Genomic DNA, 13705 nt, shown 5'->3' on the forward strand with positions numbered 1-13705 from the left:
GATCGAGGGCTGCGGCAAGTGACTGGTGGCGCACAGGAAAGGGTCCTGATGGCGCCCGGAAAGGCGGATTATACCAAAATCCGCTGCTCGCGGCTGTCGGAATCTTTCCTAAAATTTCATGTATTTCAAAGACTTACGTCATGACTGAAGTTTCCACGGGCCCCGCGGCCAAATACCCCCTGACGCCGTCGGTGATGCACGCCCTGGAGGTCTCCAAGCGTGGCTGCGACGAACTGCTGATCGAATCCGAGTGGACGCAGAAGCTGGCGCGCAGCGAGGCCACCGGCGTGCCGCTGCGCATCAAGCTGGGCCTGGATCCGACCGCGCCCGACATCCATATCGGCCACACCGTGGTGCTGAACAAGCTGCGCCAGCTGCAGGACCTCGGCCACCAGGTGATCTTCCTGATCGGCGATTTCACCTCGACCATCGGCGATCCGTCGGGCCGCAACAGCACGCGCCCGCCGCTGACGCGCGAGCAGATCGAGGCCAACGCCCAGACCTACTACCGCCAGGCCAGCCTGGTGCTGGACCCGGCGCGCACCGAGATCCGCTACAACAGCGAGTGGTGCGACCCGCTGGGCGCGCGCGGCATGATCCAGCTGGCCGCCAAGTACACCGTGGCCCGGATGATGGAGCGCGACGACTTCACCAAGCGGTTCCGGTCTGGGATTCCGATCTCGGTGCATGAGTTCCTCTACCCGCTGATGCAGGGCTATGACTCGGTCGCGCTCAAGTCCGACCTGGAGCTCGGCGGCACCGACCAGAAGTTCAACCTGCTGGTCGGCCGCGAGCTGCAGAAGGAATACGGCCAGGAGCCGCAGTGCATCCTGACCATGCCGCTGCTGGTCGGCCTGGACGGGGTCGAGAAGATGTCCAAGTCCAAGGGCAACTACGTCGGCGTGACCGAGGCGCCCAACGACATGTTCGGCAAGCTGATGAGCATCTCGGACGACCTGATGTGGCAGTACTTCACGCTGCTCTCGTTCCGCCCGATGGCCGAGATCGACCTGATGAAGCAGGAGATCGCTGCGGGCCGCAACCCGCGCGACTGCAAGGTGCTGCTGGCGCAGGAGATCGTGGCGCGCTTCCACAGCCAGGCCGATGCCGAGAAGGCGCTGGAAGACTTCAACCACCGCGCGCGCGGCGGCGTGCCCGACGACATCCCCGCGGTCAGCCTGGAAGGTGCGCCGCTGGGCATCGCGCAGCTGCTCAAGCAGGCCAACCTGGTGCCGTCGACTTCGGAAGCCAACCGCAATATCGAGCAGGGCGGCGTCAAGATCGACGGGGCCACGGTCAGCGACAAGGCGACCAGGGTTGCCGCCGGCACCTACGTCGTGCAGGTCGGCAAGCGCCGCTTCGCGCGCGTGACGCTGTCCTGAGGCGGCGGGCATGATCGCATTGATCCAGCGAGTCGCGCGGGCCTGCGTGACCGTCGAAGGCCGCACCACCGGCGAGATCGGCGCCGGCCTGCTGGCACTGGTCTGCGCCGAGCGCGGCGACACCGAGGCGCAGGCCGAGCGGCTGCTGGCCAAGATGCTGTCATACCGGGTGTTCTCCGATGCCGCCGGCAAGATGAACCTGCCCGTGCAGAACATGGACGGCAACGGCAATGCCGGCGGCCTGCTGGTGGTGTCGCAGTTCACGCTGGCGGCCGACACCAACAGCGGTACGCGGCCCAGCTTCACGCCGGCGGCGTCGCCGGAGGATGGCAAGCGGCTGTACGAGCATTTCGTGGCAAAGGCGCGCGCGGCGCATCCGCAGGTGCAGACTGGCGAGTTCGGCGCGATGATGCAGGTCAGCCTGGTCAATGACGGGCCGGTCACGTTCTGGCTGCGGGTGCCGCCTGCCTGAAGCAGATCGCCAGATTGCAGATCGCAAGACAGATCCCAAGCTGCCACGCCCCGGCGCGGCACCAAGACAGGAGAGACAAATGAAACTCTGGAGCAAGTCCTTCAACGACAACGCGCCGATCCCTGGCGAGTTTGCTTTCTGCGTGCCAGACGCCGCCAGCCACGTGGCCTTGTCGACCAACCGCAATCCCGACCTGCACTGGGAAGACGCGCCGGCCGAGACGCGCTCGTTCGTGCTGATCTGCCACGACCGCGACGTGCCCAGCAAGGGCGACGACGTCAACCAGGAAGGCCACGAAGTGCCGGCCTCGCTGCCGCGCGTGGACTTCTTCCACTGGGTGCTGGTCGACATTCCGCCGGGCCTGAGCGCGATCGCCGCCGCCTCGCACAGCGACGGCGTGATCGCGCGCGGCAAGCCGGGCCCCGAGGCCACCGGCGGCACCGCCACCGCGGGTGGCCTGCGCCACGGCATCAACGACTATACCGGCTGGTTCGCCGGCGATGCCGACATGAAGGGCGACTACTTCGGCTATGACGGCCCGTGCCCGCCGTGGAATGACACGCTGCTGCACCACTACGTGTTCACGCTGTATGCGCTGGACATCGACCGCCTGCCGCTGGATGGCACCTTCACCGGCGCGCAGGTGCGCGACGCGATCCAGGGCCATGTGCTGGCGCAGGCCAGCCTGACCGGCACCTACACGCTCAATCCCAAGCTGGCGCAGTAAGCGGCTTCAAAGGAAACCGAAGGAATCGGCATGTCGCTAAGCTCCGGGCTGCAATCGCTGGCCTTTACCCACCTGATCGTAATCCGCCATGGCGAAACGGCCTGGAACCGGGAGCGCCGGCTGCAAGGCCAGCTTGATATTCCGCTGAACGAGACCGGCCGCGCCCAGGCGCGCGCGCTGGCTGCCGCGCTGGCCGGCGAGCCGATCGACGCGGTGTATTCCAGTGACCTGTCGCGGGCCATGGAAACCGCGGCGCCGCTGGCCGAGGCGCTGGGGCTGCAGATACGCCCCGACGCGCGCCTGCGCGAGCGCAGCTACGGCACGCTGCAGGGCAAGACCTACGCCGAAGTGGCCGAGGACCTGCCCGAAGACTTCGCCCGCTGGCAGGCGCGCGTGCCGGACTACGCGCCGCCGGAGGGCGAATCGCTGCTCGGTTTCCATGAGCGCACCGTCGACGCCGTGCTGGCGCTGTCGCGCCGCCACCCCGGCGAGCGTATCGCGCTGGTCGCGCACGGCGGCGTGCTCGACTGCCTGTACCGCGAGGCCACCGGCATGACGCTGGAAGCGCCGCGCCAGCATGAGCTGCTCAATGCCAGTGTCAATCGGCTGCGCAGTGACAGCTCGCACCTGACGCTGGCGGCGTGGGGGGATGTGAGCCACCTGGAGAACCTGGCGCTGGACGAGGTGGACCGGCGGGTGCCCTGAGTCTTTGGATATCCCGCTCCGGCCCGGCGGGACAGGGCTTCAGACCCTCACGCGGAATGGCGTGAAATTGGTATGCCGGTCGAAGTAGTCCTCGTTCTCGGCCCGCTTCAAAAATCCCACCACCTTGTACGTCACCGGCGTCATCACGACTTCCCAGCCGGTCTTCAGCACGTACTGCGCCACGGCGACCTGGGCTACCTTTTCCGGCGGCCAGATGCCATAGAAGGCAATCACGTAAAACAGCGACGAATCGACCAGCTCGCCCGCCAGGGTCGAGCCGATCGTGCGCGTCCACAGCCACCGCCCTCCCGTCCACAGCTTCATTTTCGCCAGCACATAGCTGTTGGTGAAACTGCCGCAGCAGAACGCGATCAGCGACCCGAGCGCGATGCGCCAGGTGTTGCCGAACACATCCTGCAGGCTCTTCTGGTAGTCCGCCATGAACGGCGCGACCGGCATGTTCAGCACCACCAGGCTCATGAAAGTGGCGAACGCCAGCGCGGCGAAGCCGGCCCAGACCACGCGCCGGTCGCGGCCGTAGCCGTAGACCTCGGTCAGCACGTCGCCGAAGATGTACGAAATCGGGAAGAAGAGCACGCCGGCGCCGAAGGTCACCGTGCCGATCATGGGCAGCGTCACCTGCGCCGCCTTGGCCGCGCCGATCAGGTTCGAACACAGCAGCACGGTGACGAATGCCACCATGACGAAGTCATAGTAGCGGTAGACACGGCCCGGTTGGATCGTGCTGGCGGGGACGGCGGACATGGGGGCTCCCGGTCGGGCGCGCTGGCGCGCGGCATTTTGGGCGCGATTATGCCAGCGGGCCCCGGACTTTGCCGCGCCTGTTGTGGCTTGCCCAGGCGTTGCTGCCGGCCGCCCGAAATGAAAATTCCCGGCCGAAGCCGGGAATTGCAGCATGGGGCGGGATGGCCCGGCGCAGCCGGGTGGCAGCGTCAGATGTCCAGCTTGCTGATCTTGGCGCCGTTCACCGAGACGTCGAACATCAGGCCGGCATTGGTCTGCACGAAGGCAATCACCGGCTGCTGGCTGGTCAGGGTATCGAGCCTGCCGTCCGCGCCGACCTTGGCCACCGCCACGTTGGCGTCGGCGCCGGCGGTCCAGCCCTTGCTGGAAACAAACTTGTTGTAGGCCTCCGGGGTCATGAACATGATGATGACGGCCTTGGACTGCCCGCCGGCGGTCAGACCGACCGAGGCCTGCGTCGTGCTGTAGTAGCCGACCGTCGCGCCCTTGGATCGCAGCGCACCTTCGCCGTATTCGCCGCCCACCACCAGGCCGGCCGAGATGACACGCGGGAACACCAGGACCCCTTGCGCACGCTGCGCCAGATCGCGTGCGCCGGCGTTGGCGGAATACAACCGGTTCAGCGCTCCGTCCACCCCGGCATCGATTTCCTGCTTCTTGGCGACCGGGTCCTTCGAGGCGCTGGTGCCGGTGGTGGTGCAGCCTGCCGCCATTGCGGTGGCAACGAGCAGGCCCGAGCCGGCAACCCGGGTAACAAAGTGGCGACGATTCATAGGTAACCTCCTGGTGGGGAAAAGTACCGCGCCCGGCACGGTGTTTAGTTGGCTGCGGCCGCCGCCGGTGCCTTGACCGTAATGGCCACGACTTCGCGGTAGACAAGCTTGGCCATCTGTCCGCGCTTGATCTGGTTCAGGTCGATCGCGGGATCCTCGACCTTGACGGTGCGCAGCGTCTCGCGCGGCCCGCGGAACGTGACCAGGCGCTTGGCCGGATCGATCTTGGTGATTTCCGCAGTCACCGTGGTGGTGATCTCACGCATGATGCCCGGCTTGCCGCCCTCGGCGGCGCGCGAGGTGCGGTCGACCTGTTCGGCCATGGCGGTGGCCTTGCTGTCGAGCGGTTCCAGCGACGCCACCAGGGCCGCGCCGCGCGTCACGGTGACGATGTCGCCCTTGCGCACCTGGCCGAAATTCTTCGCTTCGTCGCCCGCGACCAGCTCGACCACATTGCCGCGCGGGCCTTGTACCAGCACGGCCTTGGAGGTGGGGTCGATATCAATGATCTTGCCGCTGATCACGGCTTCCTCGGCGACGCCGACAGGACCCTGCGCACGCTGAGCATTGGCGTTCCCGGCAGCCAGCAGCGCGAACGCGGCACTGGCCAGGGTGGCGGCGAGCAGGGACGAGGTGGAACGGCGCAGGCGACGGCTCATGGCATTCCTTGCAGGGTCGGAAACCGGTTCACAATTGCGCCGCAACCGTGGGGCAGCCCTTGGGCTACCTCCTGGCGGTCATCGGCGGGCACCAGCCAGGTGCCGATGAAGCCATTGTGGACAATGGGCCATGGGCCAGCAATCCACTTCGAAAAAATTTGGGGGGCGAGATTAAAACGTTTAATTGGCTGATGCCGACGCCCCGGCCCCGCGCCTTATCGCCCGTCGAACAACTCGCCGCCGCCGCCAGACTGCGGCGACGCCAGGCCGAAATGCCGGTAGGCTGCCGCCGTGGCCACACGCCCGCGCGGCGTGCGCTGCAGGTAGCCCTGCTGGATCAGGTAGGGTTCGAGCACGTCTTCGATGGTGTCGCGCTCCTCGCCGATGGCCGCGGCCAGGTTGTCCACGCCCACCGGGCCGCCGCCGAACTTGTGCAGCACCGCTTCCAGCAGCTTGCGGTCCATCAGGTCAAAGCCGACGCGGTCGACGTCCAGCATGGCCAGCGCGGCATCGGCCATCTCGCGCGTGATGGTGCCGTCGCCCTTGACCTCGGCATAGTCGCGCACACGGCGCAGCAGCCGGTTGGCGATACGCGGGGTGCCGCGCGCCCGCCGCGCGATCTCCAGCGCGCCCTGCGGATCGATGCTGGCGTGCAGCAACTGCGCCGAACGCGTGACGATGCGTGCCAGTTCCTCGGCGTTGTAGAACTCCAGCCGCGCCACGATGCCGAAGCGGTCGCGCAGCGGATTGGTCAGCATGCCGGCGCGCGTGGTGGCGCCAACCAGCGTGAACGGCTGCAGGTCGAGCTTGACCGAGCGGGCCGCCGGGCCTTCTCCGATCATGATGTCGATCTGGTAATCCTCCAGCGCCGGGTACAGGATCTCCTCGACGACCGGCGACAGCCGGTGGATCTCGTCGATGAAGAGCACGTCGTTGGCTTCCAGGTTGGTCAGCAGCGCCGCCAGGTCGCCCGGGCGCTCCAGCACCGGCCCCGAAGTCTGGCGCAGGCCCACGCCCATCTCGCGCGCGATGATATGGGCCAGCGTGGTCTTGCCCAGGCCCGGCGGGCCGAACAGCAGCACGTGGTCGAGCGCCTCGCGCCGCTTGCGCGCGGCGTGCATGAAGATATCGAGCTGTCCGCGCACCTTTTCCTGGCCGACGTAGTCGTCCAGCAGCTTGGGCCGCAACGCCCGCTCGAACGCCTCCTCCTGCGACGAGGCGGGGGTGGCGGAAATCACGCGGGCGGGGGCGGAAAGCTTGTCGGTCTCGATCATGGCGCTAATGGGGGGTACCCCGGAAAAGACCCCGCCATTCTACGCCTCAGCCCTTGGACAAGGCCTTGAGCGCGAGCTTGATGCCCTCGGACACGCCGGTGCCGGCCGGCACCTGCTTGATCGCCGCGCCGGCCTCCTTCTCCGAGTAGCCCAGCGCGAGCAGCGCGTTGAGCACATCGACAGCGCTGTCGGGCACGGCCGCGGCGCCGGGCGCATGCCCCAGTTCCGCGCCCAGCTTGCCCTTGAGCTCGAGCAGCAGCCGCTCGGCGGTCTTCTTGCCGATGCCCGGCACGCGCGTCAGCCGGCCTGCTTCCTGCAGCGTGATCGCCTGTGCCAGCTCGGACACCGACATGCCCGACAGCACCGCCAGCGCCATGCGCGCGCCGATGCCGCTGATCTTGATCAACTCGCGGAAGGTATTGCGCTCGGCCGCCGTGCCGAAGCCGTACAGCAGGTGCGCGTCCTCGCGCACGATCAGCTGGGTCAGCAGCGTGACCGGCTGGCCCACGGCCGGCAGGTTATAGAAGGTGCTCATCGGTACGTCGACCTCATAGCCGACGCCATGGCAGTCGACCAGCAGGTGTGGGGGATTCTTCTCGATGAGGTTGCCGGCAATGCGTCCGATCATGTCTGGGTGAGTTGGGTAGGGGATGAGGCGGCCGCAAGTGTACCCCGCGGCCGGATTCGGTCATATGGCGGCCATATTGCGGCCATATTGCGGCCAGATTGCGGCCTCAGCGCTTTGTATCGACCGCGCGGCGTCCGAGCGCCGGGTCGTCGGTGAAGAAGCCATCGACGTCCGCCGCAATAAACGCTTCCAGCTCGCGCACCATGCCCGACGGGCTGCGCGTGGCCTCGTCGCCGCCGGTCTGCAGTGCCTTGGGCAGGAAACTGTTCTCCGGGCGGAAGGTGTAGGGATGGACGAACAGGCCGGAGGCATGAGCCTGGCGGACCAACGCGGTGGGCGCGGCGAGCGCGCCCTCGGCGTCGCGCGGCACTACGCTGCTTTTCTCCGGGCCGATGCCGTCGGCGTAGGTCGCCACTTCGCGCAGGCCGGTCGTATTCAGCATGTCGCCGAAAGTCCGGGGGTCGCCGGCGAGCTTCCAGTCGGCGGGGCTCTTGCGCGGGTTGCCGACCAACTGCACCAGTTTGACGTTGGGTTGCGCGTGGCCGAAGGTGCGCCGCAGCGCGCGCAGGCTGCCGCCTTCAAAGCACTGGATGAACAGGGGGGCCTGGCCGAGGTAGGGCTTGGCGCGCACGGTGGCGGCGAGCTTGTCTTCCATGGGCAGGCCGATGCCACGGAAATAGCTCGGATGCTTCAGCTCGGCATAGATGCCGATGGGTTTGCCGGTGCGAAGCGCCGCCTGCTCGGCAAGGCGAACGATCTCATCGAAGGTCGGGATCTCGAACTGGTCGTTCAGGCGCGCATTGGCCGGGCGCAGGCGCGGGATGCGCTCGCGCGCGCGCAGCGTCTTGAGCTCGGCCAGCGTGAAGTCTTCGGTGAACCAGCCGGTCAGGCGCTCGCCGTCGATGACCTTGGTGCGCTTGCGGTCGGTGAACTGCGCCATCTCGGCGACGTTGGTGGTGCCGGTGATGTCGTTCTCGTGGCGGGCTACCAGTACGCCGTCGCGGGTCATGACGAGATCGGGCTCGATTGCATCGGCGCCGTCCTCGATCGCCTTGGCGTAGGCGGCAAGCGTGTGTTCGGGCCGCAGTGCGCTGGCGCCGCGGTGGGCGATGACCAGGGCCTTGGGCTTCTCTGCGATGGGGGACTGCGGCGCGCCTGGAGCCGGGGCCGGTGCCGGCGGTGCATGGAGCTTCGGCCGGGGCGCGGTGGCACAGCCGGCAACCAGCATGGCGCCGGCAGCGGCCGCGGTGACCGGGAACCGCCAGCGACGCAAGGCATGCATTACGGGGCGGGCGAGGACATCAATCTGGCTTGGCATTCAGTATTCCTGCGGGAAGACGAATGCCCGATTGTAAGAGACTCGCGAGGCTGGCTCAGCCGACCAGGCGGCCGCGCCGCACGCGCATGCCCTTGCGCGCCAGTTCCGGGGCCATTCCTGCAAGTGTGCCCAGCGTATCGCCGCCATTGGCACGGCAAATGGCCACGCCCAGCGCATCGGCCGCGTCGCTGCCTGGCTGGCCTGGCAGCATCAGCAGGCGGGTCACCATTTCCTGGACCTGGGCCTTGTTGGCGCGGCCGTAGCCGACCACTGCGACCTTTAGCTGCAGCGCGGTGTATTCGAACACCGGCAGGCCGTACCCGACCAGCCCGCAGATCGCTGCGCCGCGGGCCTGGCCGAGCAGCAGGGTGGATTGCGGGTTGACGTTGACGAAGACCTTTTCGATCGCGGCGCAATCGGGGGCATAGGTACGGGAGATTTCGCTGATGCCGTCGTAAAGCGTCTTCAGCCGTTGCGGCAGGCACTCGTTGCCGTTGCTCTTGATCGTGCCCGAGGCGATGTAGGCAAGCTTGTTGCCTTGTTTCTCGATCACGCCAAAGCCGGTGGTGCGCAGGCCGGGGTCGATGCCTAGGATTCGCATTTTGGGATTGATTTGGTGTTGGGTTTTGGCGCTGTGGTCGGTGTTGGTGACATGCTCGTCGGCTTCTAAAGCTGCTTTGTCGCTGTTGATGACATGCTGTCGGCCGTTGAACCGCCTGGTTCCGCCCTCCTGGGCGGGTCACTTTTTGTCCGAGCGACAACCTTCCTGAAGGCAGATTCTCAGGTGTAAGCCAGAAAATCCCGCTGCAGAATCAAGCACTTACCACACTTGCCCAAGATCTGCCTGCATGCCGCGGGTATGCTCCTGGGTATGCTCATTGTACTTGAGGTCAAGGAGAACACCCTGTGCCCAGGTAGTCGCAAGGATACCTGCAGCGCTCTAGGACCGCGTGCAAGGGGTAGCCCAGGCATACCCAGCTGCCATCAGGTCTACGCAGCGCAGGCAGCGGCTACGCGGCTCCGGCAGGCAAGAAAAAACCCAGCGCTAAGGCCGGGCTGGTAGTGAAGGGCTGGCTACTTCAATCGCGCTTGAAGGGTGGAATCTGCATGAAAGGATCACTCACCACTTTGCGAGAGAAGAACATCTTCAGACCCTTGAGTTCGCAATAGCACCTGCTGAGGTACTCAGTCGGAACCGGTCCAGTGCAATGCGCTACATGGCAATGAAAAAGGAGCTTTGTAGCAAGACTCTTTGGATGCGTAGTGCCGATGAGAACTGTCCGACCATCAACATCAGGGGTATTGCGAGAGCCATGAGTTTCAGAACACGGCTTGTCAGTTTTTCCGTCAGTGTGATGCTCTGCAAACACAATCCGGAAAAATCCAGATTCCTGATAAGGGTAATAACCTCCAGGCCGCTTCTTGGTGATCCGCTTGCCACAGGCATTGCAATGAGTCAGGACTTGCCGTCCGATGATGGCTTCTAGCTTGCTGATGTCATGTAGAAAGTCTCCCCATGTGTAACGCTTCTTCTTGCCCATCAATCCACCTCCTTCAGGTAGTTGGACCTGCAAGAGGAAGGATGCCTGATGGACCCAGAAAAGTACGCTCATACTTAAACGCAAGCGGACCAGGTACTGCTCTTAACTCCAGGTCGTCGCAGTCACCGATTGCACGGCTCCAGGCTGCACGACCGACCAGCTTGTCGGCGCCACCATCCGGATTCCTAGGCTGTAGGTCTGCCAGAGAGAACGCGCCTTGCCTCCTGCACCGACAGAAAGGCCACCTCCTGGTGGCACTTCACCCGGCGTGGTGTCCGCCATGGTAGGAACCGTGGCATCGGCGCTGGCTTCCACTACAGTGGCAATGTCGCTCACCTCGAACTGCGGAATGTCGAACGCCGTGGCCACATAGGCCGCATCAACCATCACAGCCAGATGCTGCGGCACGTTGGCAGAGCTGATCACGGGAATGGAGAGCAAAGTGCCATTGGCCAGCTCTGCCGCAAAGACGAGCTCGCTCATGGCCGAGCTGATCATGCCGACCGCCAGCCGGTCCAGGTTGTTGATCATGAGGACCGGGCGAGCGCCGAGTTTGTGAGCCGTGAGGCCGGCAAGCATCGCCACGATGTCGGCGCGCACTGCCTCCTCACCTCCACCTGCGGCGCCTGCACGGGTCTCCGATCCCCAGGCCGCTGCATTCTGGAGGCCAGCGGGGCGCACGTTGACCACTGCTGCCACATCGGACAGCAAGGCGGCATCCAGAACCTCGGCATGGGCTTCACGAAGGGCTTCACGCAGAACATCCTCGATGGCTGGAGTCGAGCGTTCGGCAATCTCACGGCTCATGGTCGTGATGGCTGCCAGCTTGAAGCGGTTGATGATCGTCGATCCGAACGAGAACTGGGTCAGGGGGATTGGACTACCCTCACTCACCCATGCCGGTTCGGTAAGCCCGCTTACAGCTGGATTGCGCTTAGGAATGACGATCGAATTGAAGCCATCGAAGTTCAGGCTAGTGGCAAAGCCAGAGAGCGCTGCTGCCACGCTCACATCCTTCAGTGTGTCGATGTAGCCTCGGACATCATTGCGCACTAGCTCTGCTGCCCATCCAGTCGTGGTTGTCATGGCTGGGTCCACAGCGCTCTTCTGATAGGCCGGGTCCATCAGGCACTTCTGGATATGGTTCCAGGTTGCCTTCACGAATGGCGCATTGCCATAACGCTCCTGGATGACCTGCGCTACGGGCTTGCGCTCAACATGCGCCAGGAGCGCGACCACGGCGTGCTTGAAGAGGATATCTCCAACCTTCGGTTCCACGCAGTGATGGATAATCGCTGGCGCTGATGGCGCAGGAGAGCGCTTGCTCCTCACGGCCTCCGCTCGCTTGTATGCGTCCAAGGTCTTGGTCGCTGCGTTGACTCGAGAAGTGAGTTGCCTGACTTCACTCAGAAGCCCGTCCTCATCAGGGGCCGCTTCCAGGCATTGAATGGCATTGGTGAGCCTGCCTTTCAACTTCATGGCATCTGCTTCTGCCTGTCGAACTTTCTCCGAGATGTTCATGTTCCACCTCCTTAGCCTTTCACTTCCATGGACCGGCTCAGGAACTTGGCCTCTTGGGCTTGGTCACGGTCCTGATGTTCCTTCCTTTCAAGCAGTTGCATCGCGGCACTGAAGACCTGTTGCTCCTTGCCGATAACGCCACCCAACCTGACGGCAGCCACATCGATGCAGCGCCTAGCAATATGCAGCGCTTCGTATTCGTCGCTTGCGATGGACTCAGGGACTTCCTTTGCCATCCGGAAACTCAACATCCATACAGCGTCCCTGGCCTTTAGCGCTTGCTCGATCCTATCATCAAGGGATTTGTCGAAGCGTTCGGAAAGTGTTGGCATAGAGTTCTCCCTTTAATGGATATACTTGAAGCCGCCATCCATCACTTCAGTGCGAATAAATCGGGCACTCCCGTTGACAACCAAGGTCTTCATCAATCGATACAGGGCTTCCTCATTGATACTCTCAAATGCTGGAATGACTTTTTGCCGAACCAATTCTTCCAAGTGAGCCACATACTTTGGTGAGAGGTCCGACATCTCAATTGGGTATTCCACATGGATATGAGGAAACAAGCGCTTGCCGGCAAGAAATGAAAGACAGATCCCATCAAGGCCCGGATCGAACCCAGGAGGCCAGAAGGGGTGGATGCTGATGGACCCGTTATCTTCAATGGTTAGCTCCACATATTCTGCGCCCGCAGTGAAGTCAGCGAGGGTAGTGACTATGCTCCAGTGGAGTGTGTCTTTGTCGAGCATGGCTTTTATCCTTATTCGTGGGCATAGGCATAGCACAGGCTTTCCAACTGCTCGGAAGCATTGCGTGTGAAGACCCTGACGGATGCAGCGGCATCCTCGGCCGCTTGATATGTCTTGCTAAGGGTAGTGCTGATCTTCTCATCCAGTTCTTTCTCACCTTCTAATGTGAAGTCCCTGACCTTCTTCAGCAGTTCTTGGAAGAACTTGTTCGGGTCTTCCCCTGGGGCAAGCTTCATGGCCTGGGATAAACTCTGCTCTATGGCTTTTAGCCTGGCGGATAGCTCCTTGCTCTTAGGCAAACCTTGAATGGATGCTTGTAGCTCCCTCACAGTGCCAGCAAGCATGTCAATACTATGCAGGGCATCGGCCAAGCGCTCTCCATGCATTGACGGATTCACTCCAGTTGCCTTGGCCTGCTCGAGGCGTTCCAGGCGTGTTATGAGTTCCACCATGGTTCTTTCATCGACTTCCATATCCTCACCTCTTTGTGGAATGGTTAGCCTTATGGGCTTCCTTTGTCTTGGCAATGCTGTCGGCGTAGAACCCGGCTAAAGCCTTGGCACGATCAACATCCTTAAGACTAAGTTCATCACTCTTGGCTACGCGCCTATACAGCGCCTTGCACGAAGAAATTCTTCCAATATGTCCTGCGGAGGCGATTCTTTCCAGATGCGCTCGGGCAGGGGCGATCTTCGCAATGCCAGCTTCCACATTTTTCTGCATGTACTTGGTAACACTAGGGTCCACTACTCCCGCCAAGATCCCATTGCGTGTTGAGGTAGCAAGGGTTTTCAGGTGCAGGGGCATATCCGCGGGCAAGGTCTGGAGTTCACCAGAGAGGAAGGCAGCAACTTTCTGGAGCTGATGTCCATATGTAACCGTCCGCTAATGGCCGTGTAGACGCGAGAGGCGAACCTATCCAGAGTAGTTCCCATCAAAATCTGGCGGGGACTACTTTGGATACTGTGGCAAAGCGTGGTGGCCGCATGCGCGGCAGCCGCAATCACCCGATCGAACTGAAGCGAAGGCTTGCAGAAGCTGCGTGCGTGCCAGGCGTGTCGGTTTCAAAGCTGGCGTTGGAACACGGTCTGAACGTGAACATGGTCTTTCGCTGGCGCCGCATGCTTCGAGCAGGCCAATTCGGCGACCCCCATGTTGGCGACGCGCCAGTGCTGTTCCCCGTTGTAGTCA

Annotated in this window: 17 protein-coding genes; 5 read left to right on the forward strand and 12 right to left on the reverse strand. The window is 63.4% G+C overall.

From position 1 onward, the window contains the following. Positions 1–140: 140 nt before the first annotated feature. The 4 genes from tyrS to K309_RS0122690 all read left to right on the forward strand — a co-directional run bounded on the left by tyrS (position 141) and on the right by K309_RS0122690 (position 3286). Positions 141–1382 carry a tyrosine--tRNA ligase gene (gene tyrS, locus K309_RS0122675; RefSeq protein ID WP_029048557.1) on the forward strand — a complete coding sequence of 414 codons (1242 nt, stop codon included), beginning with the start codon at positions 141–143 and terminating at the stop codon, positions 1380–1382. Positions 1383–1392: 10 nt separating this feature from the next. Further along, positions 1393–1854, forward strand: coding sequence for a D-aminoacyl-tRNA deacylase (gene dtd, locus K309_RS0122680; protein ID WP_029048558.1), 462 nt, complete (start codon positions 1393–1395; stop codon positions 1852–1854). Between the two features lie 79 nt (positions 1855–1933). Then, positions 1934–2581: a YbhB/YbcL family Raf kinase inhibitor-like protein gene (locus K309_RS0122685; protein ID WP_029048559.1), complete on the forward strand. Its 648-nt coding sequence runs from the start codon at positions 1934–1936 to the stop codon at positions 2579–2581. A 30-nt stretch (positions 2582–2611) separates the two neighbouring features. Then, positions 2612–3286, forward strand: a complete 675-nt coding sequence (locus K309_RS0122690) for a histidine phosphatase family protein (protein WP_035878153.1) — start codon at positions 2612–2614, stop codon at positions 3284–3286. A gap of 39 nt (positions 3287–3325) precedes the next feature. Here the strand turns inward: K309_RS0122690 and K309_RS0122695 are convergent, their stop codons facing one another. From K309_RS0122695 to K309_RS0122750, 12 genes are all read right to left on the reverse strand, one after another. Beyond that, positions 3326–4051, reverse strand: a complete 726-nt coding sequence (locus K309_RS0122695) for a queuosine precursor transporter (RefSeq protein ID WP_029048561.1) — start codon at positions 4049–4051, stop codon at positions 3326–3328. Between the two features lie 188 nt (positions 4052–4239). After that, complete coding sequence (locus tag K309_RS0122700) at positions 4240–4824, reverse strand: BPSL1445 family SYLF domain-containing lipoprotein (protein ID WP_029048562.1); 585 nt, start codon at positions 4822–4824, stop codon at positions 4240–4242. 44 nt (positions 4825–4868) lie between these two features. After that, positions 4869–5483 (reverse strand): hypothetical protein, encoded by a 615-nt coding sequence (locus K309_RS0122705; protein ID WP_232232455.1) that lies wholly within the window; start codon positions 5481–5483, stop codon positions 4869–4871. A gap of 215 nt (positions 5484–5698) precedes the next feature. Beyond that, positions 5699–6757: a Holliday junction branch migration DNA helicase RuvB gene (ruvB, locus tag K309_RS0122710; RefSeq protein WP_029048564.1), complete on the reverse strand. Its 1059-nt coding sequence runs from the start codon at positions 6755–6757 to the stop codon at positions 5699–5701. A 46-nt stretch (positions 6758–6803) separates the two neighbouring features. Beyond that, on the reverse strand, positions 6804–7385 hold the full coding sequence (ruvA, locus tag K309_RS0122715) for a Holliday junction branch migration protein RuvA (RefSeq protein WP_029048565.1): 582 nt from the start codon (positions 7383–7385) through the stop codon (positions 6804–6806). A gap of 106 nt (positions 7386–7491) precedes the next feature. After that, positions 7492–8703 carry a glycerophosphodiester phosphodiesterase gene (locus tag K309_RS0122720; RefSeq protein WP_029048566.1) on the reverse strand — a complete coding sequence of 404 codons (1212 nt, stop codon included), beginning with the start codon at positions 8701–8703 and terminating at the stop codon, positions 7492–7494. A gap of 55 nt (positions 8704–8758) precedes the next feature. After that, positions 8759–9304, reverse strand: coding sequence for a crossover junction endodeoxyribonuclease RuvC (gene ruvC / locus K309_RS0122725; RefSeq protein WP_029048567.1), 546 nt, complete (start codon positions 9302–9304; stop codon positions 8759–8761). Between the two features lie 478 nt (positions 9305–9782). Next, positions 9783–10244, reverse strand: coding sequence for a hypothetical protein (locus tag K309_RS41840; protein WP_156914421.1), 462 nt, complete (start codon positions 10242–10244; stop codon positions 9783–9785). Between the two features lie 102 nt (positions 10245–10346). Next, entirely contained in the window at positions 10347–11765 is a 1419-nt protein-coding gene (locus K309_RS0122735) for a phage major capsid protein (protein WP_029048568.1), read from the reverse strand. Between the two features lie 11 nt (positions 11766–11776). Continuing rightward, positions 11777–12097, reverse strand: coding sequence for a hypothetical protein (locus K309_RS0122740; RefSeq protein ID WP_029048569.1), 321 nt, complete (start codon positions 12095–12097; stop codon positions 11777–11779). A 12-nt stretch (positions 12098–12109) separates the two neighbouring features. After that, positions 12110–12514, reverse strand: coding sequence for a hypothetical protein (locus K309_RS0122745; protein ID WP_029048570.1), 405 nt, complete (start codon positions 12512–12514; stop codon positions 12110–12112). Between the two features lie 11 nt (positions 12515–12525). Then, positions 12526–12987 carry a hypothetical protein gene (locus K309_RS0122750; RefSeq protein WP_156914422.1) on the reverse strand — a complete coding sequence of 154 codons (462 nt, stop codon included), beginning with the start codon at positions 12985–12987 and terminating at the stop codon, positions 12526–12528. A 513-nt stretch (positions 12988–13500) separates the two neighbouring features. Here K309_RS0122750 and K309_RS40140 point away from each other — a divergent pair. After that, positions 13501–13705, forward strand: a 205-nt coding sequence (locus tag K309_RS40140; RefSeq protein ID WP_156914423.1) for a transposase, incomplete at its 3' end; no start/stop codon positions are given.

It is taken from the genome of Cupriavidus phytohabitans, assembly GCF_000426345.1.
Lineage (GTDB): Bacteria > Pseudomonadota > Gammaproteobacteria > Burkholderiales > Burkholderiaceae > Cupriavidus.

Coding starts and splice junctions, on each gene's coding strand:
- tyrS (WP_029048557.1), top strand. CDS start 141: ATGACTGAAGTTTCCACGGGCCCCGCGGCCAAATACCCCCTGACGCCG.
- dtd (WP_029048558.1), top strand. CDS start 1,393: ATGATCGCATTGATCCAGCGAGTCGCGCGGGCCTGCGTGACCGTCGAA.
- K309_RS0122685 (WP_029048559.1), top strand. CDS start 1,934: ATGAAACTCTGGAGCAAGTCCTTCAACGACAACGCGCCGATCCCTGGC.
- K309_RS0122690 (WP_035878153.1), top strand. CDS start 2,612: ATGTCGCTAAGCTCCGGGCTGCAATCGCTGGCCTTTACCCACCTGATC.
- K309_RS0122695 (WP_029048561.1), bottom strand. CDS start 4,051: ATGTCCGCCGTCCCCGCCAGCACGATCCAACCGGGCCGTGTCTACCGC.
- K309_RS0122700 (WP_029048562.1), bottom strand. CDS start 4,824: ATGAATCGTCGCCACTTTGTTACCCGGGTTGCCGGCTCGGGCCTGCTC.
- K309_RS0122705 (WP_232232455.1), bottom strand. CDS start 5,483: ATGAGCCGTCGCCTGCGCCGTTCCACCTCGTCCCTGCTCGCCGCCACC.
- ruvB (WP_029048564.1), bottom strand. CDS start 6,757: ATGATCGAGACCGACAAGCTTTCCGCCCCCGCCCGCGTGATTTCCGCC.
- ruvA (WP_029048565.1), bottom strand. CDS start 7,385: ATGATCGGACGCATTGCCGGCAACCTCATCGAGAAGAATCCCCCACAC.
- K309_RS0122720 (WP_029048566.1), bottom strand. CDS start 8,703: ATGCCAAGCCAGATTGATGTCCTCGCCCGCCCCGTAATGCATGCCTTG.
- ruvC (WP_029048567.1), bottom strand. CDS start 9,304: ATGCGAATCCTAGGCATCGACCCCGGCCTGCGCACCACCGGCTTTGGC.
- K309_RS41840 (WP_156914421.1), bottom strand. CDS start 10,244: ATGGGCAAGAAGAAGCGTTACACATGGGGAGACTTTCTACATGACATC.
- K309_RS0122735 (WP_029048568.1), bottom strand. CDS start 11,765: ATGAACATCTCGGAGAAAGTTCGACAGGCAGAAGCAGATGCCATGAAG.
- K309_RS0122740 (WP_029048569.1), bottom strand. CDS start 12,097: ATGCCAACACTTTCCGAACGCTTCGACAAATCCCTTGATGATAGGATC.
- K309_RS0122745 (WP_029048570.1), bottom strand. CDS start 12,514: ATGCTCGACAAAGACACACTCCACTGGAGCATAGTCACTACCCTCGCT.
- K309_RS0122750 (WP_156914422.1), bottom strand. CDS start 12,987: ATGGAAGTCGATGAAAGAACCATGGTGGAACTCATAACACGCCTGGAA.